This window comes from Pseudomonas sp. PvP025, assembly GCF_017832155.1.
In the GTDB taxonomy this organism is placed as follows: domain Bacteria; phylum Pseudomonadota; class Gammaproteobacteria; order Pseudomonadales; family Pseudomonadaceae; genus Aquipseudomonas.
The window spans coordinates 430097-448167 of record NZ_JAFIBJ010000001.1 but is presented as its reverse complement, the minus strand read 5'-3'; the positions used below and the strand labels follow the sequence as shown (position 1 = coordinate 448167).

Genomic DNA, 18071 nt, shown 5'->3' with positions numbered 1-18071 from the left:
CTACTGCTCCGCCTCCTGCCTCAAAAACTCTTCCAGCTTTTCCATGGTGCCTTTGTGGAGGGACAGCACCCACACCGTTTTGAACACAGCTTCAGCTACCAGCTTGGTGGTGAAATTTGACACGGTATTTTCGGCGATAGCCTGGGACACTTCGCTGAACAGGGCAGAGACCAGAAACACATTGTTGTCCGAAGCACTCGCCCCGTCTTCTTCAGCCAAATCACCTTCCATCTCCAAGATCTCAATAACCGAGTCCCGGTAATTAGCTTTGTTGTGGATCGCATTTTTCGCGGCATTGATCGCGTTAAGCCAGTGATTGAGCTCCGGCTCAGCCAAACGCCTCTTGAGGTCATCCCGAGCCAAACGCAATTGCGCACTTGTGGCCGAGCAAGAAGTCTTGTCCGCCCCTCTGCCGCCCGACTTGACCTCGGTGATCCAGACGTTGTTGGTTGAGGTCTCGTATAGGAGGAGATCGAAGCCCTTCCGGATACTCTTCTCTTCCATATTGAAGAACGGGGAGACCACATCGAAGTTGGGGAAGAGCTTCAGAATGATGACGTGAGACAGGAGCTCACCCAGCATACCAATCCGGGTTTCCCAAGTTTTCTTGGAATAGCGCTCGTTCCAGAAGTGCTTAATCGTCGCAGAGTATTTGTAGATCGCCCTGTCCTTGCTGGCCTGATCAGCACCATGGCAGATACGGGTGAGGTTTTCCCTCAGCGCGAGCTTAAGCTCATCAGAAAAATTCTCGACACAACACAGCGCATACTGGTCTACCTGCTTGAAGCTCACGCCATCCATAACACTTCCTACAAACACTAAACCGCAGAATCCTCTTGCGGTTGCTGCGCGCGATCAATGATCCCGCCCTGAATAAGGGTAGGCACCAGCTGAGCAGCCGTGCGCGCGAGTGAGATCTAGTCAGGGATGACCGATAGCGGCACTGTGCCAGCGTTACCGCAAGTTAGCGTGATTGACGGGACCGGTAAACAAGATCGGAGACTATTTTTGGTGCAAATCGTCGGAGTTTGCGTAACAGCTGTATAAATATCCAATTGTTCGTAGGTCAATCAGCGTCGGACTGAAAGATACGCAGCATTGTAGACAGCCCCATCCAACGCCGCTGGTCATTCCCGACTGAGAGGTAGGCAGCGTGAGCCACTCCCCCGCACTTATGAACTACTGAAAGCCATCTGAATCCATCTGGCTCTGTCGGAAATCGCCACTCGCGAACCTGATGCACTGGGGCAAAATTGGGGGCACATTTGAATTTTTTCCGCCTGAAAATACCTTCCTAGAGCCAAGTCAAAATGTTTTTCGGATATAACGACCTTGACTGTATTTACAGGCTTGGGATTCATCAAGCTTTCCGACGGGCTCAGCATCAACCTCAATCACGTAAGGACGGCATCCATAGCTCTAGCAATTAGGTTAATGCGTGTGATCGCGGCCCGAGCTTCCATCACCAGGAAGTTGATAGCCCCCATCGAAAAGAACCTCCGCCGTGGGAAGCATGTGCTATCCGATGACTCTACCGGAGTCTGAGCGACTGTCCGGATCACCTCACCAGCAATAGAAAGCTCCGCGCTCCCTACAGCCGTAACCCGAAGCTTGCCTTGCGGAATGTCCAGATAGGCAACCCACTGATGAATGTCTTCGCATCTTCAGACTCTCGAACGCCATCTGAGACGGCATACCGAGATCCACGATATCCGTGGGAGTAAATGTGGGAGTAATTTTCAGATATGAAAAAGCCGAACTGATTAGAGTTCGGCTAAGTCATTGAATTAAATGGTCGGGACGGAGTGATTCGAACACTCGACCCCTAGCACCCCATACATGGGGTAGCTGGATATTCCAAGTTTGTCCGCCAGCCGTGCCTGCCGAACGAATAAAAACCCGGCACGAGGCCGGGTGGTTACCCGCCATCCCCAAGACGCAGCCCCCAAATGAGAGGGATGGAGAGCTGACAAGAGAGGGCGGGAGCGAGATGATGCCAAAGGGTGTCTTCCTGCGCAATAGAAGTCTCTTGCCGAACATCTCCGCCGCACCTCAGGCCACGCGTGAAGTTCACGCATTTACGGCAGCCCGAGCTAGATGGACCCAAGCAAGCAGCGACATCCATTATCACAGCAAAAAGACAGCACCTCAGCTTGAACCCAGCGCACTGCAAACGATTTGTGCGGTCACATCGAAATTCTCCGTAGTAAGCACATCGATTGGCGCGCGACCTTTTAATCGCTCATGAGGCTTACAAAGGGCGCCATAAAGCCTCCATGCATCGACATCCGGAAACCGCGCTAACGCAGCAAGTACCAACTTGTGCCGCAGTGGATCAAGCTGCCAATCGGGAATACGCTGACCGCGATTCCCCAGACTCAGGGATAGCAGGCGCCGAGCCTTGATATCTCGGTTGATCTGATCTCTGGATTTGCCTGCCAGTTTGGCGAAGACAAACAGTGCCAAATTACTCGAAGCTTCATAGGTAGCTAGCATCTCGGCGCGCTGGCGTTGTATTTCAGATACTTGGGGGTCGCGCAGCTGTTCAGTCTGCGTAGGAGCAGGTAGGACTGGTGAATACTGAGCCGCGTTAAGGAGCGGTTCGTTGCTGACGGAAACTTTGGAGGCTGGAACCGTCGTCGCTGGGAAACCACTGCTGTACAGAACAGCGTTTGCGTTCGCGCTTTCCAACGAAGGTAATGAAGCTGCACCTTCTAAACGAATAGTCAGCGGAGAGCTTGCCGCTTTTAGTTGGCCCTGCCCCCAAAGATCCAGACGATTCGCCCAGTCCTGCATCATCGTCCGGCGCTGCTCCACGTACTCCGCGTGGTTGTAAGCCGCACTCACCTTATCCGGATCAGCATGAGAAAGCTGAGCATCCACCCAAACCTTCGGGTATCCGATCTCGTTCAACGCCGTCGAGATCGTCGCCCTCATGCCATGACCGGTGAGTTGATCGGCGTACCCCATCCGGCGTAACGCGCCATTCAGAGTATTCTCGCTAATGCGTTTGCTTAGATCGCTTCGATGCGCAAACAAGTAGCGTTGCGCAGGGACTACCTGGTCCAGCAAGTGACGCACGATCTCCAGCGCCTGAACCGACAGCGGCACGATATAAGGCGGTATATTTTGGGCCTGCTTACCTGGCTTTCGCATCGCTAACTGGAGCTGCTTCACCACCTCCGCCGGTATGACCCACAAACGCTTCTCCAGATCGAACTGGTCGGGTGTCGCCAAGCGCAACTCGCCCGTGCGGACACCGGTCAGCAACAACAACCGAAGGCCAAGCCGAGTTTGGTCGGCACCGCCGTAGTTTCGAAGCGCGGCCATCAACCCCGGGAGCTCGTCCATGCGGAGAAACGGATTGTGCGTCACGGGAGGTTTGGGAAGTGCGACCACATCGAGGTCTGAAGCTGGGTTGTGTTCCAGCCCCTCGATTTTCACCAGCGCATAGCGGAACAATTGGTTGAACCAGGTCCGGCATTTTTCGGCTGTTGTTAAGGCCTTGCGCTGTTCGATCCTGCTCAGTAAATCCAGCAGATCGTGACGATTGATATCGTAGATGGACCGTTCGCCCAGGGTGGGCAGAACGTCTTTATTGAAGATTCTCAAGATCTGCGAGAGCGTGCTCTGGCGTCCTTCCTTCAGGCTCAGCCTGCGGAACTCTACCCACTGATTGAACACGGCCTCGAAGGTATGCTCCGCCGCAAAACGAACAGCACGACGCTGTTGCTTACGGTACTCATAGGGATTGATGCCTTGGGCGACCAAGGCGCGCGCCTCGTCACGCCGGGCACGGGCTTTTCCTTAAGGCTGATTTGCGGATAACTACCAAGAGACATGCGTTTCTGCACGCCCGCCCAGTAATATCTGAAACGCCAGATTTTCCCGCCGCGTGCGGTCACGTTGAGCGCAAGCCCATCCGTGTCGCCTATCGTATAGTCATTGCCGGTGATTCGGGCTTGCCGAACGGTCGTATCCGAGAGTGCCATAGCGAGCTCCTGAACAGAGTCAGGGCCAGATGCTCGTCTCGCTATCCAAGCTGCTCCAGCAAAAAACCGATTCAGTGCACATCCAAATTCAAGATTCTCATTCGGGACTTAAATCGGGACTTAAAAGCACTGGATGGAGCTGGATTTCAGTGGTTCCCGCTGGAACGAAAAAAGGGCCTAAAGGCCCTAATTTCAATCACTTACAGAATTCAGTGGAACTCTGTAGCGCAATATTTGGAGCGGGAAACGAGACTCGAACTCGCGACCCCGACCTTGGCAAGGTCGTGCTCTACCAACTGAGCTATTCCCGCTTGGTGACGCGCATTCTATAGAATCCTCGGCGCTCGTCAACACCTTGATTCAAAAAAGTTTTATTTCTTTTCGACGGTAGTGCGCAGATGCGGCCAGGCAGCGCGCAGGTATTGGAGCATGGACCACAGGGTCAGGCCGGCGGCGATCAACAACAAGGCGTAGCCTGTCAGCACCCAGAAGGAGAAGTCCGACGGGTTGGCCAGCAGAATGACCAGCGCAAGCATTTGCGCGGCGGTTTTCCACTTGCCCATGTTGGAAACGGCAACGTGGGCGCGGGCGCCGATTTCGGCCATCCACTCGCGCAGGGCCGAGACCACGATCTCGCGGCCAATGATGACCGCGGCCGGCAGCGTCAGCCACAGATTGCCGTGTTCCTGCACCAGCAATACCAGGGCAACGGCCACCATGAGCTTGTCGGCCACGGGGTCGAGGAACGCGCCGAACGGCGTGCTCTGCTCCAGTCGGCGGGCCAGGTAGCCGTCGAGCCAATCGGTGGCGGCGGCGAAAGCGAACACGGAACTTGACGCCGCATAGCTCCATTCGTAGGGCAAATAGAACAACAGAATGAAAATCGGGATAAGCAGGACGCGTAGAACGGTGATCAGATTAGGGATATTCATCGGCACAACTGGCTACGAGGTGGAAAGGCATTCTATTCGCTGTGCAGGTTTGCATAAATCAGCTCAGCGAGCTTTTTACTGATACCGGGTGCTTTGGCTATTTCGTCAATGCTGGCACGGGACAGCTCCTGCAAGCCACCAAAATGTTTAAGCAGGTCACGTCGGCGCGTCGGCCCTACCCCTGCCACCCCTTCCAGGGTTGAGGTTCGTCGGGTTTTACCACGACGGGCGCGGTGGCCGGTGATGGCGAATCGGTGGGCTTCGTCGCGGATCTGTTGAATCAGGTGCAGCGCAGGTGAATCGCCCTTCAAGGTGAACTCATGGGCGGCATCATTCAAGTACAAGGTCTCGAAACCGGCCTTGCGCGTCGTCCCCTTGGCCACGCCGAGCAGGATCAGGTCCGGCACTGCCAGTTCATTGAGCACGTCGCGGGCCATCGACAGCTGGCCCTTGCCGCCGTCCACCAAGAGGATATCGGGCAGCTTGCCCTCACCTTCCTTCAGTTTGCTGAAGCGGCGCATGAGGGCCTGGTGCATGGCCGCGTAGTCATCGCCGGCCGTCACGCCTTCAATGTTGTAGCGCCGGTAATCGGACTTGATCGGTCCTTCCGGCCCGAACACCACACAGGAGGCCACGGTGGCTTCGCCGCTGGAGTGGCTGATGTCGTAGCATTCCAGGCGCTGTGGTGGCTCCTCGAGTTTGAGGACTTCGGCCAGCGCGTCAAACCGTGCGGCAACGTGCTGCCGATTGGCAAGGCGCGCGCTGAGGGCCTGTTCGGCGTTGGTCACGGCCAATTGCTGCCAACGCGCACGGGTGCCGCGTACGCGGTGGCTGATGTCCAGCTCGCGGCCGCGCAGCTCGTGAATCGCTTCGATGAGCGTGGGGAAGTCTTCGTGTACCACGTTGACGATCAGCTCCGAGGGCAGATCGCGCTCCGGGCTGCTCACGTAGTACTGACCGAGGAACGCAGCCATGACTTCGGCCACTTCTTCGTCGATACCGGTTTGCGGGAAGAAGTTCTTGCTGCCCAGCACCCGGCCACCGCGAACGTTGATCAGGTGCACGCAGGCACCGCCGGGGTTGACGAATGCGGCGATCACATCGACGTCGCCGGTGCCACCCTCCATGCTTTGCTGATCCTGCACGCGACGCAACAGCGAGATCTGGTCGCGCAGTTCGGCGGCCTTCTCGAAATCCAGGGTACTGGCCGCCTGCTCCATGGCGCCGGAGAGCTCATCGGTGAGGGCATTGCTGCGCCCTTCGAGAAACATCACCGAATGGCGCACATCCTCGGCGTACTCCGCAGGCTCGACCAGGCCGACACAAGGCGCCTTGCACCGCTTGATCTGGTACTGCAGGCACGGTCGCGTACGGTTCTTGTAGAAACTGTCTTCGCACTGGCGCACAAAAAAGGTCTTTTGCAACAGGCTCAAGCTTTCACGAATCGCGCCAGCGCTGGGATAGGGTCCGAAGTACTTGCCCTTCTGCTTCTTGGCCCCACGGTGAATACTCAGGCGCGGAAAGGCGCCATCGGATAAAAAGACGTAGGGGTAGGATTTATCGTCACGCAGCAGGATGTTGTAGGGCGGCCGCCATTCCTTGATCAACGTCTGCTCAAGCAGCAGCGCTTCGGTTTCGTTGGCGGTAATGGTGGTTTCGACCTGGGCGATACGCGCCACCAGGGCGGCGGTCTTGGTCGCCAGACCGGTCTTGCGAAAGTAGCTCGCCAGACGGTTCTTCAGGTTCTTGGCTTTACCGACATACAGCAGGCGCGCCTCGCTGTCGAACATGCGGTACACGCCGGGGCGGCCACTGCAGGTCGAGAGGAAGGCACTTGGATCGAACGGCGTGGTCATGTCAGGCGCTGGCGTCCACCATGCCGTGACGCACCGCAAGCAGGGTCAATTCAACATCACTGCTGATGGCGAGCTTCTCGAAAATGCGATAACGGTAGGTGTTGACGGTCTTGGGTGAGAGGCACAGCTTGTCCGAAATCGTCTGCACCTTCTGGCAGCCGACGATCATGAGGGCAATCTGGATTTCCCGCTCCGACAGCGCATCGAACGGCGAATCACTGGTGGGCTGGAAAGACTTGATGGCCAACTGCTGGGCGATCTGCGGACTGATATACCGCTGGCCGGCAAATACCAGGCGAATGGCCTGTACCATTTCTGCCAGGCCTGCGCCCTTGGTCAGGTAACCGGCGGCACCGGCCTGCAACAGACGAGTTGGAAACGGGTCTTCCTCGCACACGGTGACCACCACGACCTTGATGTCCGGATGGCTGCGCAACAGTTTGGTCGTTGCCCCAAGCCCGCCGATTCCGGGCATCTTGACGTCCATCAACACCACATCGGGTTTCAACTCCCGGGCCTTGATCAGGGATTCTTCTCCTGATTCGGCCTGGCCGACTACTTGCAGGCCGTCGATGTCAGCCAGCATTCGTGTAATGCCTGTACGAACGAGATCATGGTCATCGACTACTAGCACCCTAATCAAGCAGACACCTCGCGAAATGGTCTTTATACATTGCCGAACACCTTAGCAAAAAACCAAGGCACAGACCTAGTTGCACGTGTCATATATGATTTTTTGGCGCCGCGCGCCTGTTCGTCGGATGACGAACGGCGCTTTTTCCTGGGTAAACCGTCAGGAATCCTGAAGCGGCTGCCTGGATTTGCCGTTCGCCGTAACTCTGCCGTTCACCTTAAGGGAGTGCTCAGCCAGGGTCGACGTCAGACGGCGGATCGCATCCTGGTCCTCCTTGAACATCGTGCGGTAATCACCCAGCACTTTTTCTTCGATCTGGCTCAGATGCGCCAGTTGAATCGGCGTAGCGTTGCCCGTCAGCACGTAAAGCACGTCCACGCCTTTCTCCGCCACACGAGACAGGTAGTCGGCTTTAGGCGCCCGACCGCCACTTTCATATTTACCTTGTGCGTTGGCCTCCACGCCGCCAATCTCACCAAAAACTTTTTGCGACATGCCAAGCCGCTCTCTTTCTTGCCTTAAACGTGAACTGATTCCACTCATTTGGATGCATGATCCTATTTGACCCCCCCCAAGAGATGACACACTCACCGCTTGGTTAAACAAACTTGAACGGTTTTGAACTATGCCCGGAATTCGGACCGCTGCACAAGCCAAGGCCTGGCTGGAACACCAGTGAAAGTCTGTGCAAGCGTTCGTCCGTGAACAGGGTGTAGATCCGGCAACCACCTATCAAGTGCTCGCTGGGCGCAAAAAGGGGCGGCGTGGGGAGGCCCATAAGGTAGCGGTCCTTTTGGGCATGAAAGAAGGGATCATCCTTGCTGAGGCTGAGAGCCAGAACGAAGATCAGGAATTCGGTTCCTGAAGGCAGTATGCGCTTATTAGGATTTGACGCATGGTCAGCTTGCGCGGCAAATCTGCTCCATTCGCCAGAAACAATTCTCTTCACCGACGATGCTGAAGCCCATGCGCTGATAGAGCCTGCGCGCCGGGTTGGTCTTGAACACGGTCAACCGCAACAGGCCTGGCGCCTGCGCTTTTAACGCCATCTGTTGCAGCACCCAGCTTCCCGCACCCAGACCACGACAGCCCTCGATCATATGCAGCTCGCGGATATAGAGCGCCCGGCTGTCGCGACTCAGGCTGATAAAACCCAGGACATCGGCGTCGCGGCAAATCAACCAGTTTTCCCGATCTGCCCAGGCCATGTCGAAGCCTCTGTCAGACCACAGCAAGCCGTACTGCTGGTAGTAATTGTTCATGGCTTCGTGGGTGAGCGTGCGGGCAAAAGCCAAGTCCTGCTGCGTGGCTGCGCGAAAGTGAAAGGCCATTTACAGCGCCACCACCCGGCCAGCCCACTGATCGCCATCGCAATGGGCAATCACCAGCGCATCACCGATGCCAGGCGCAGCTGCCAGCAAACGGCCATCCGCCGCCCAGACTGCGCTGCGCCCGGCACAGGCCCAGCCACCCGAAGGTCCGCCATGGTTGGCCATCAACACCAGCAGTTTGTGTTCAACGGCATAGCCCTGCAGCAGCGCACTGTCCCCCGCGTACCCTCCTTCGCTGATCAGTACACCGGCGGCATATATATTGGCACCTGACTGCGCCGCAGCTAGAGGATGACTGGCGCGGGAAAAGTCTGCACATACCGCCAGTGCGATTCGGTCGCTCCCCCATTCCAGAGCGGCACCACCTTGCCCTGCAACGAAGGCCACGTCTTCGCCGGGGTGCAAGTGCTGCTTGGTGTAGAGCGCCAGGCCGCCGTCCGCGCCCAGCACCAGCGCGCCAATCAGCACGCCTGCCTGCGGCGTCAATCGAATCGGCATGCCCACCACCGCCGTTATCTGAAGTTCGCGCGCCATTTCGCGCAGCGGTAACAGCAGCGCGTCCTCCGGAGCGATTGCCAGTTCAGCCGCCAACGAAGGCTCATACCCGGTCAACGACAGCTCGGGAAATATCAGCAATTGCACGCCTTGTTCAGCCGCCTCGCGCATGAGCGCCACATGCCGTTGGATATTCGCCGGCACATCGCCAGCAATGGAAATGGATTGCGCAGCAGCAAGGGTCAGGGCAGTCATGGTCGCATCCGATCAATCATCAACAGGCGACCAGCATATCGGCACTCACCCCATAGCGGTAAGTACCTGCGGGCAATAGAAATTACTGATTGAATCTGCCAGGGCGCCTCTAGTAAGCTCGGCACCATCATTTCGGAGAGCGACCATGCTGCAACTCACTCACCCTCAGGTTTGCCCGGCTGCCAGCGTCCAGCGCTCGGTTGCGGCTGCCCGCGTGAGCGGTTTGAGCGCGCTGGTCAGCTTTTATTTTGGGTATTGGTTCAGCCACTGGCGCGCCTGATACCTGAAATCGGCGCCCACTGTTCAAGGGGTCGCCTACCAGAGAAATCTAACCCCCGGTCGGCTCCCCGATCGGGGGTTTTGTTTTTTCAGCCCTTAACAACTTTGCACGTACACACAAGGAATCAAGCCATGAACTACGCCACCTATTACCGTTACGACACGTGCACTGCATGGCGATTTAGCCAGCTCCGCTCGGGACAGCCTGCCGCCTCCGATCGGTCACCCGCTGGTGGCAAATCCACACCCGTAGCCAACCCGGCCAATTGTCGAACACCCCAGTAGGCCAAGTGCGCGGGAATAGCCCGCCGCTTGCCCAGGAAGCCCTGAATATGAACTCCTCCGTCGCCGCCCTGCCCCTCCACGCCTTGACCTGCGCCAATGAAGCCCTGACCCGGCGCCTGCCCAGCGCGCTTGAACTCAAGCACCAGTTGCCCCTCAGTCCGTTCCTCAATGAACAGATCCACGCCCATCGCCAAGCCGTGCGCGCCATTCTCAATGGCGAAGACTCACGCTTGCTGGTGATTGTCGGCCCGTGTTCGATCCACGATCCGGCATCGGCCATGGAATACGCCCGCAACCTGAAGAAGCTGGCACTGGACGTCAGTGACCAGATGCTGCTGGTGATCCGCGCCTACGTCGAGAAACCCCGCACCACCATCGGCTGGAAAGGCCTGGCCTACGATCCGCACTTGGACGGCAGCGACGATATGGCCGCCGGCCTCACGCTGTCGCGCGAGCTGATGCGCGAAATGCTGCGCCTGGGCCTGCCGGTCGCGACCGAGCTGCTGCAGCCCATGGCAGCCGGCTACTTCGATGACCTGCTCAGTTGGGTCGCAATTGGCGCACGCACCACCGAATCGCAGATCCATCGCGAAATGGCCAGCGGCCTGGGCATGCCCGTGGGCTTCAAGAACGGCACCGACGGCGGCGTCGCCATTGCCTGTGACGCGATGCGCTCGGCCGCCCACCCCCATCGCCACTTCGGTGTCGACAGCCAGGGCCACCCGGCGATCATCCAGACCCCGGGCAACCCCGATACCCATCTGGTGCTGCGCGGCGGTCACCGCGGGCCGAATTACGATGCGCAGAATGTAGAACAGGTAAAGCGAGACCTCGCCAACGCCAAGGTGGCCGCACGCGTCATGGTCGATTGCAGCCATGCCAACAGCGGCAAGGACCCGCTACGTCAGCCGGCCGTGTTCAACGAGGTGCTGGAGCAACGCTTGCAGGGCGACACGTCGCTGATCGGCATGATGCTCGAAAGCCACCTGTTCGAAGGCTGCCAGCCGTTGAGCGCGTCGATGAAATACGGCGTCTCGGTAACCGACGGCTGCCTGGGCTGGACCGCCACCGAGCAATTGCTGCGCAGTGCGGCCGAACGCTTGCGCGCCCCCCGCACACTCGCCTGACCGCTAAAGATCAAAGTCTGGGAGGGGGCTTGCTTCCTCCCACCGTTGATCGAGTCGCACCGCTATTCGTGCCACTCGGTCAACAGTCCTTTGCGGATTCAGCGGTTTTTCCAACGGAACGACGCGTGGATACTCGACTCCATTGTTCACACCCGTTCAGGAGCATCCGATGTCCATCCCAACGCAAAAAGTCCCCGCCTTCGGTCTTGGCACCTTCCGTTTGAAGGGCCAGGTGGTGATCGACTCCGTCAGCACCGGCCTGGAACTGGGCTACCGCGCCATCGACACGGCGCAGATCTACGAGAACGAAGCCGAGGTTGGTCAGGCGATTGCCGACAGTGGCGTGCCACGTGACGAGCTGTTCATCACCAGCAAAATATGGGTATCCAATTTCGCCCAGGACCAGTTGATTCCCAGCCTGCAGGAGAGCCTGCGCAAGCTCAAAACCGATTACCTGGACCTGACGCTGATTCACTGGCCGTCACCGGAAAACCAGGTACCCGTCGCCGAGTTCATGGGCCAGTTACTGGAAGCCAAGCGCCTGGGCCTGACGCGTCAGATCGGCATCTCCAACTTCACGGTCGACCTGATGAAACAGGCGATTGCCGCCGTAGGCGCGGAGAATATCGCCACCAACCAAATCGAGCTGCACCCCTACCTGCAAAACCGCAAGGTGGTGGAATTCGCCCACGCCAACGATATCCAGATTACCTCGTACATGACCCTGGCCTATGGCGAAGTGCTCAACGACCCGGTACTCAAGCAAATCGCCGAACGCCACCAAGCCACTGCGGCGCAAGTGGCGCTGGCCTGGGCCATGCAACTGGGCCACGCGGTGATTCCGTCGTCGACCAAACGCGCCAACCTTGCGAGCAACCTGAAAGCCCTGCAACTGACCTTGAGCGCCGACGACATGACGCAAATTGCCAGCCTGGAACGTGGCCATCGGTTGACCAGCCCCAAGAGCATCGCACCGCAGTGGGATTGAACTCAGGCAGCCGGCTTGCGGGACAACTCCCGCAGCCACGGTAAAACCCGCAGCCCCCGCGAAGCCCCAGGGGGATCGATGATGTCCATGAAGTGCTTGAGGTTGACCGTGTCCGGAACGCCGGGCAAACGTACCGGCAACGTCGACATTGCGCCGGCGGGTGCGGCGAGGTTCAGATGGTCGTACACCAACACATGACGGGCCTGGGGCTGGGGCCCGGTCGCCTGGGCCGCCAGTCCCGCATTGATGATCAATACATCGAAGGGCTCGGCCGGAATGCCCGTCAGGATCTGGACTTCTTCGAAGGTTTGCACCGGCAGAATGCGGTGATATCCCAGCTGATTGAGCATTCTCTCGATGTGCAGTCGTTGCAGGTGCTGTTCATCGGCAATCAGGATGGTCAGTGCTTTGTTCGGCATGTCGGGTACCTGCGCAGGCGGAGCTCGTCAGTGAGCGCGGCCCATTTTCCAGACATATCCCGCAGACAAAATCAGGCTTGTTCCCCCTTCGCGTAGGAGTTGTCCCAAACTTACCGAATGGCCATAAATCACAGTCAAGGCTGGTTGCAATAAACATTTAAGCCGTGATGCACATCGTCAATCGCCACGCCTACCGCCTCTACCGCCGCAACCAGTGCGTTGCGCTCCTGGCGCAGGCAGGCCGCCTCCAGCGTGTCGCAACACGCGATCAGTACGTGGGCCCTGACCATGTGCGCGCCACCTTTGACGCGGTGAGCCAGATCATGCAACGCGTGAAAGTCGAGCTCACTGTGCAGCTTCGAAAGCAGCGCGCGGTCAGCCTGCAGGCTGTCGAGCAACGGCGCCAGCAGCTCAAGCAGCGCGGCGCGATCATCGCCAGTCAGCGAGACCAGAGCGCCCAAGTCAACTACAGCGGCCTGGCCCGCAGCTGACGCTTGATCGGTGAGCGCGGCCAACGCCGAGCGCAAGTCTTCGAGGCCCGCCGGTTTGAACAGGCAACCGTCCATGCCGGCCTCGCGACAGCGTTCGGTTTCTTCAGGTTGCGCATTGGCGGTAAAACCCAGCAGCAGGCATGGCACCCGGCCGTGCTCGCGTTCATACGCGCGAATATCACGGGCCAATGCGTAGCCATTCTTGAGCGGCATGTTGCAATCGGTGATGACCACATCCGCAGGTGCAGTTTTCCATAGCTCGAACCCCTGATTGCCCTCATCCGCAGTCCTGATTCGATGCCCCAGAAAGCTCAATTGACGGGCCAGCAGCACGCGGTTGGCCGGATAGTCATCCACCACCAGGATGTCCAATGCCTTAACCGGTTGCACCCGCGCGACCGGCGCCGGATGCTCGGTGGGTAACCGCGCGGTGCGGGCCAGCGTCACGACCACATCCACCCGCGTGCCCTTGCCCAGTACGCTGCTCAGGTGCAGTTTGCCCCCCATCATTTCACACAGGTTGCGGCTGATCACCAGCCCCAGCCCGGACCCGCTGCGCGCCGATTGCTCACTGTTGCTGCCCTGGATAAACGGGTTGAACAGGCGCTGCTGGTCTTGCGCACTGATGCCGATTCCGGCGTCTTCGACCCACAACTTGAACTCCAGTTGGTCAGCATCGCTGGTCGGCGAAACGCATCCTCCCAACCGCACCTGGCCCCGCGACGTAAATTTGATCGCATTGCTCAGCAAGTTGGACATCACCTGCTTGAACCGCAACGGATCAACCAGCACCGGGCAATCCATCAACGGATCCAGTTCCACCTGCAGCGCCAGGCCCTTGGACCGCGCGAGCCCTTCGAACACTCGCGCCACCGACAGCAGCAGTTCATGCAGATTGGCCGGCTCCTGGGCCAGCGAAAGGTGGCCGGACTCGATCCTGGCGATGTCCAGGATATCGCCGATCAACTCCAGCATGCCGCGTGACGCCACCGACGCCACCTGCAGGGCATCGCGGTCGGGGCGGCCCTGCTCGGCGTTCGCCAGGGCCAGCTCGATCATGCCGATCACCGCGTTCATGGGCGTGCGAATCTCGTGACTCATGGTCGCCAGGAACGTGGTCTTCGCGCGGTTGGCGGCGTCCGCATCTTCCTTGGCCTCCTGCAACTGACCGAGCAACCGTTGCCGTTCGCTCACATCCACCCAACCGGCAATCATGCCCACCACGTTCTCATCGCCATCGCGGTACGGCAGCATCCATTGGTAAATGGTCAGCACCTTGTTACCCGGCACCTTGAGGATTCTGTCGTGAATCTGCGGCACGCCGCTGGTCATCAGGCGCATGTAATCCTCATGGAACAGCTGCGCCTGGGGCGGGTTGCCGGTGTCGGTTTCGACCACGGTCTTGCCTATCACCTCTTCGAGCCTGAAGCCGAACACGTCGAGGTACGCGTTGTTGCAGGCCATCAACCGTCCCTGGCGGTCACGCACGTAAATCGGGTGCGGCGTACCGTCGATCAACACGCTCATGAAGCGCATTTGATCGCTCAAGGCGCGCTCGGCCTGCACCCGCTTGCGGATGAGGCTGCGCAGATAAATGGCCCAGCCCAGGGTGATCACCAACAGCAGCGCAGCCAGGCCGAACCCTTGCAGGATGATGTTGCGATGACGCAGCCAGTAACTGTCCTCGATGATGACCTCATTGCGCCAATGGCCGATGATTTCATCCATTTCCTGCGGCGTGATGCTCAGCAGTGCCTTGTCGAGGATCGAAAACAGTTCCAACTGGCTGCGGTTGACCCCGAAGGCGATACGCACGGGGTCCGAGCCGATCGTGCTGGTAACGCGCAGGCGGTCGCGGTAAGACCGAGCGATCATAAAGCGCGCACTGAGCAGCGAGTTGACCGCGCCCTCTGCGCCGCCATTGGCCACCAGCGCCAGCGCCTGTTCCGGGTTCTCGACGTCCACGAAACGGATACCGGGAAAGTTCTGCGCAATCGTATCGTGCAGGCCACTGCCGCCGATCAGCGCCAGGCGCTTACCCACCATGTCCTCCAGCGTAAGCGGGCTGCGCTCTTCGCCACGGGTCACCAGCACCAGCGGGTTGGTCAGATAGGGCCGGGTGAAACGAACCTTTTCGGCGCCCTCGACACTGGGCGTCACCACCGCCAGCATGTCCGCTCCGCCCGCGCTCACCTGATCGATCTGCCGCGGGATCGAGCGGCCCGGCACGGTATCGAATTTCAGGCCGGTGCGCAGGCTGATACGGGACAGCAACTCGGCGCTCAGCCCTTCGAATTGCCCCTGGTCATCGATCAGAGACAGCGGCATGAACTTGTCGGGCACCGCAATCTTGACCCGTGGATGTTTCTCCAGCCAACGCTGTTCACTGGCACTCAATTGCAAGCGCTCGGCGCCGACAATCCCCAGGTTGCCGCCACTCCAGCGGCGCAGAATCTCCATTTGCTCGCTGGCCGGCACCACCGTCAGCGCAGCGTTGATAATTGCCAGCAACTGCTTGTTGTCACGCGTCAGGGCGAACGCAAACGGGCTGACTTCCAGGGTGGAAAAGTCCACCATGCGCACATTATTCAGATGGTTACGGTTGATCAGGTAATTGGTGCTGATGGCATCGCCCAGATACACATCGGCGCGACCGAACGCCACCGCGCCGATCGCCTCGAACGTCGAGGAAAACAGCTCCAAACGCGCATCGGGGTAAAAACCGCGCACCATTTCGGGTGGCAAGTAGTGATAAAGCATCGCCACGCGTTTGCCCGCAAGGTCGCTGGTCAGCGCCTGGCTGTCACCCGTGCGAGTGACCAGGGTCGGCTGGTCGTTGGCGTAGGCGCGCGACATCACCAGTTGCGGGTCTGCGGCTTCATAGCCATTGGCGGAACCGATGAAGTCCACGGCGCCCTGCTTGAGGGCTTCGATCACTTCATCGCGGGTCTCGTAGGATCGGACCTCGATGGTGACATTCAAGGCCTGGCTGATCAGCGCCGCAAAATCAGCGGTGATGCCCTGGAACTCACCATTGTTGTTCGTCAGGTCAAAGGGCGCGTAATCGGGGGCGGAAATCCCCATCAGCAACGTGCGCCGCTCACGCAGCCAGCGCCAGTCGGACTCCTTCAATACCGGGGACGGACCATGAAAACTGGAATGCGCCAATAAACGCAGGGAGGATGGCTCGTCGAGAGCGGCCGCCACCATCGGCAGCCAGGCCAGTAACAGGGCCATGATGAAGGGGCGAATCCTGACGAACCTCATGTGCGGTCAGATCAAGTGGTTGCGCTGGGCAAATTTTGCGATGTGCACCACCGAGGACATACGCAACTTCTCCTTGAGGCGTGTCTTGTAGGTGCTGATCGTTTTATGGCTGAGCAGCATCTGCTCGGCAATCTGGTTGTTGCCCAGCCCCAGTGCGAGCATGCGCAGGACTTCCAACTCGCGATCAGACAGCGACTCCACCAGTTGCAGCTCGGTGGATTGCAAGTCGTCACGCCGTACCGAACTGCTCGGCAAGCTGGGAAAGCAGCTGTAATTGGACATCACCGCCTTGATCGCCTTCTGCAGCTCGTCCAGTTCACCGGTCTTGGCGACAAACCCCATGGCGCCGGCGCGCATGCAGCGGGCAGAGAAAAACTCCGCAAGGGACGCGGTCAGCACCAGCATCTTGCACGGCAAGCCCAGTGTCTTGACCCGACTGATCACCTCCAGCCCACCCAGCTTCGGAATGGACAGGTCAAGAATCATCAAATCCGGGCGACCTTCCCGAGCCTTCTGTACCGCGTCCGCGCCATTACCCGCCTCATCGATCTCGGTGAAACCCTCCTGTTTGAGCAGGAACCGGACGGTTTGACGGATAAACGGGTGATCATCGACGATTAACGCTTTACTCATAACACTCCCCTGAGACGCCAGTACATTCACACATCACACGAAACGCAGGTACCTGTGAGAAATGACAGTTCCGACCGGCGGCACTGCGCTCGCTCAACACCGGGTCAGCCTGTTCCCCTCGATTGAAAGCATTTTCGGATAGGCACAGCCGAATTTTTGCCGCCGGATAGCAGCGAGAGCGCAACCTTAGCAACGTAATAACGCCTGAACCGAAGGGATATTCCTGACCAGGCGTAGGACTTATCCTCACAACGCCTGAAGATCCGGCAACGTGGACGCGCCTTGCGCGCGCCCCGTCAGTCGGTGGTACTCGGACTCCAGAACGCCTGCACCACCAGGGTCGAACCGGAAATACGCGCCACCAGCGCGTCCAGCTCGTCGCCATCCACCGATGTGGCGGCCAGGGTGGCCTCGATCTCCACTTCCTCGCTGCCGAACGGCCGCACATCAATGTCACTGGCCGGGTAATTGCAGCGCGCCAGCTCGGCTTCCAGCAACACCATCACCGCCTGTTGCTGGCTGCGCCGCGCGATGACATAGAGGATGTTGGTCACCTCGGCCGATACCACGTCCAGCGGTTGGCGGTTGATGTTATTGACGATCGGCCGCAGCAAGGTATTGGCGGCCAGCACGAATAGAGTTCCCAACAACGCTTCCAGAATCAGGTCGGCACCGGCACAGGCGCCTACCGCAGCCGAGCCCCACAACGTGGCCGCCGTGTTGAGCCCGCGCACATTGCCTTCTTCGCGCATGATCACGCCGGCCCCGAGAAAGCCGATGCCCGAGACCACATAGGCAACTACCCGCACTGCGCCTTCCGCACCGCCAAGACGGCTGGCCATGTCGACGAAGATCGCCGCACCCACCGCCACCAGCACGTTGGTACGCAGGCCCGCCGTGCGCTGACGGTATTGGCGCTCGAAGCCGATCAGGCCACCGAAGATAAACGCGGCCGTGAGGCTGATCAGGGTATCGATCAACGAATCGAGGTTAATGTTATGGATTGCCTGCATAAAAAATTTCCCTGTCTGCAGCCATTGATTAAAACGACCCTGCCCCTGTGAGAGCTGGCTTCCACAGGGGCAGG

14 protein-coding genes, 1 tRNA gene and 1 pseudogene are annotated in these 18071 nt (G+C 58.9%); 3 read left to right on the top strand and 13 right to left on the bottom strand.

Annotation, left to right across the window (positions count from 1 at the left end; translation table 11 throughout):
* From JOE32_RS02105 to JOE32_RS02075, 7 genes and pseudogenes are all read right to left on the bottom strand, one after another.
* On the bottom strand, nucleotides 1-801 hold the full coding sequence (locus tag JOE32_RS02105; RefSeq protein ID WP_048392770.1) for a hypothetical protein: 801 nt from the start codon (nucleotides 799-801) through the stop codon (nucleotides 1-3).
* 1347 nt (nucleotides 802-2148) lie between these two features.
* Nucleotides 2149-3992, bottom strand: a pseudogene (locus JOE32_RS02100) (integrase arm-type DNA-binding domain-containing protein).
* A gap of 235 nt (nucleotides 3993-4227) precedes the next feature.
* Nucleotides 4228-4303 (bottom strand) — tRNA-Gly (locus JOE32_RS02095).
* A 60-nt stretch (nucleotides 4304-4363) separates the two neighbouring features.
* Nucleotides 4364-4924: a CDP-diacylglycerol--glycerol-3-phosphate 3-phosphatidyltransferase gene (gene pgsA / locus JOE32_RS02090; RefSeq protein ID WP_003232771.1), complete on the bottom strand. Its 561-nt coding sequence runs from the start codon at nucleotides 4922-4924 to the stop codon at nucleotides 4364-4366.
* 32 nt (nucleotides 4925-4956) lie between these two features.
* The gene (uvrC, locus tag JOE32_RS02085; RefSeq protein WP_209980996.1) at nucleotides 4957-6780 is read right to left on the bottom strand and encodes an excinuclease ABC subunit UvrC; all 1824 of its coding nucleotides are present in this window, start codon (nucleotides 6778-6780) and stop codon (nucleotides 4957-4959) included.
* Nucleotide 6781: 1 nt separating this feature from the next.
* Complete coding sequence (uvrY, locus tag JOE32_RS02080; protein ID WP_003190387.1) at nucleotides 6782-7423, bottom strand: UvrY/SirA/GacA family response regulator transcription factor; 642 nt, start codon at nucleotides 7421-7423, stop codon at nucleotides 6782-6784.
* Between the two features lie 150 nt (nucleotides 7424-7573).
* A complete protein-coding gene (locus tag JOE32_RS02075) occupies nucleotides 7574-7957 on the bottom strand; it encodes a helix-turn-helix transcriptional regulator (protein ID WP_209980994.1) in 384 nt (127 codons plus the stop codon).
* Between the two features lie 142 nt (nucleotides 7958-8099).
* Between JOE32_RS02075 and JOE32_RS02070 the strand changes: the two genes are divergently transcribed.
* Complete coding sequence (locus JOE32_RS02070; RefSeq protein ID WP_307495549.1) at nucleotides 8100-8279, top strand: DNA-binding protein; 180 nt, start codon at nucleotides 8100-8102, stop codon at nucleotides 8277-8279.
* Between the two features lie 34 nt (nucleotides 8280-8313).
* Here JOE32_RS02070 and JOE32_RS02065 read toward each other — a convergent pair whose 3' ends face one another.
* Both JOE32_RS02065 and JOE32_RS02060 read right to left on the bottom strand, forming a co-directional pair.
* A complete protein-coding gene (locus JOE32_RS02065) occupies nucleotides 8314-8745 on the bottom strand; it encodes a GNAT family N-acetyltransferase (RefSeq protein ID WP_209980992.1) in 432 nt (143 codons plus the stop codon).
* Entirely contained in the window at nucleotides 8746-9495 is a 750-nt protein-coding gene (locus JOE32_RS02060) for a carbon-nitrogen hydrolase family protein (protein ID WP_209980990.1), read from the bottom strand.
* Between the two features lie 611 nt (nucleotides 9496-10106).
* On the opposite strand from JOE32_RS02060, the gene JOE32_RS02055 reads away from it, so the two are divergent.
* Nucleotides 10107-11186, top strand: coding sequence for a 3-deoxy-7-phosphoheptulonate synthase (locus JOE32_RS02055; RefSeq protein ID WP_209980988.1), 1080 nt, complete (start codon nucleotides 10107-10109; stop codon nucleotides 11184-11186).
* 169 nt (nucleotides 11187-11355) lie between these two features.
* A complete protein-coding gene (gene dkgB / locus JOE32_RS02050) occupies nucleotides 11356-12174 on the top strand; it encodes a 2,5-didehydrogluconate reductase DkgB (RefSeq protein ID WP_209980986.1) in 819 nt (272 codons plus the stop codon).
* Nucleotides 12175-12176: 2 nt separating this feature from the next.
* Here dkgB and JOE32_RS02045 read toward each other — a convergent pair whose 3' ends face one another.
* From JOE32_RS02045 to JOE32_RS02030, 4 genes are all read right to left on the bottom strand, one after another.
* On the bottom strand, nucleotides 12177-12593 hold the full coding sequence (locus tag JOE32_RS02045) for a chemotaxis protein CheY (RefSeq protein ID WP_209980983.1): 417 nt from the start codon (nucleotides 12591-12593) through the stop codon (nucleotides 12177-12179).
* A gap of 134 nt (nucleotides 12594-12727) precedes the next feature.
* Nucleotides 12728-16321: a transporter substrate-binding domain-containing protein gene (locus JOE32_RS02040; RefSeq protein ID WP_209980981.1), complete on the bottom strand. Its 3594-nt coding sequence runs from the start codon at nucleotides 16319-16321 to the stop codon at nucleotides 12728-12730.
* Nucleotides 16322-16357: 36 nt separating this feature from the next.
* Nucleotides 16358-16984 carry a response regulator transcription factor gene (locus tag JOE32_RS02035; RefSeq protein WP_209980979.1) on the bottom strand — a complete coding sequence of 209 codons (627 nt, stop codon included), beginning with the start codon at nucleotides 16982-16984 and terminating at the stop codon, nucleotides 16358-16360.
* A gap of 296 nt (nucleotides 16985-17280) precedes the next feature.
* Entirely contained in the window at nucleotides 17281-17997 is a 717-nt protein-coding gene (locus JOE32_RS02030) for an MgtC/SapB family protein (protein ID WP_209980977.1), read from the bottom strand.
* Nucleotides 17998-18071: the final 74 nt, after the last annotated feature.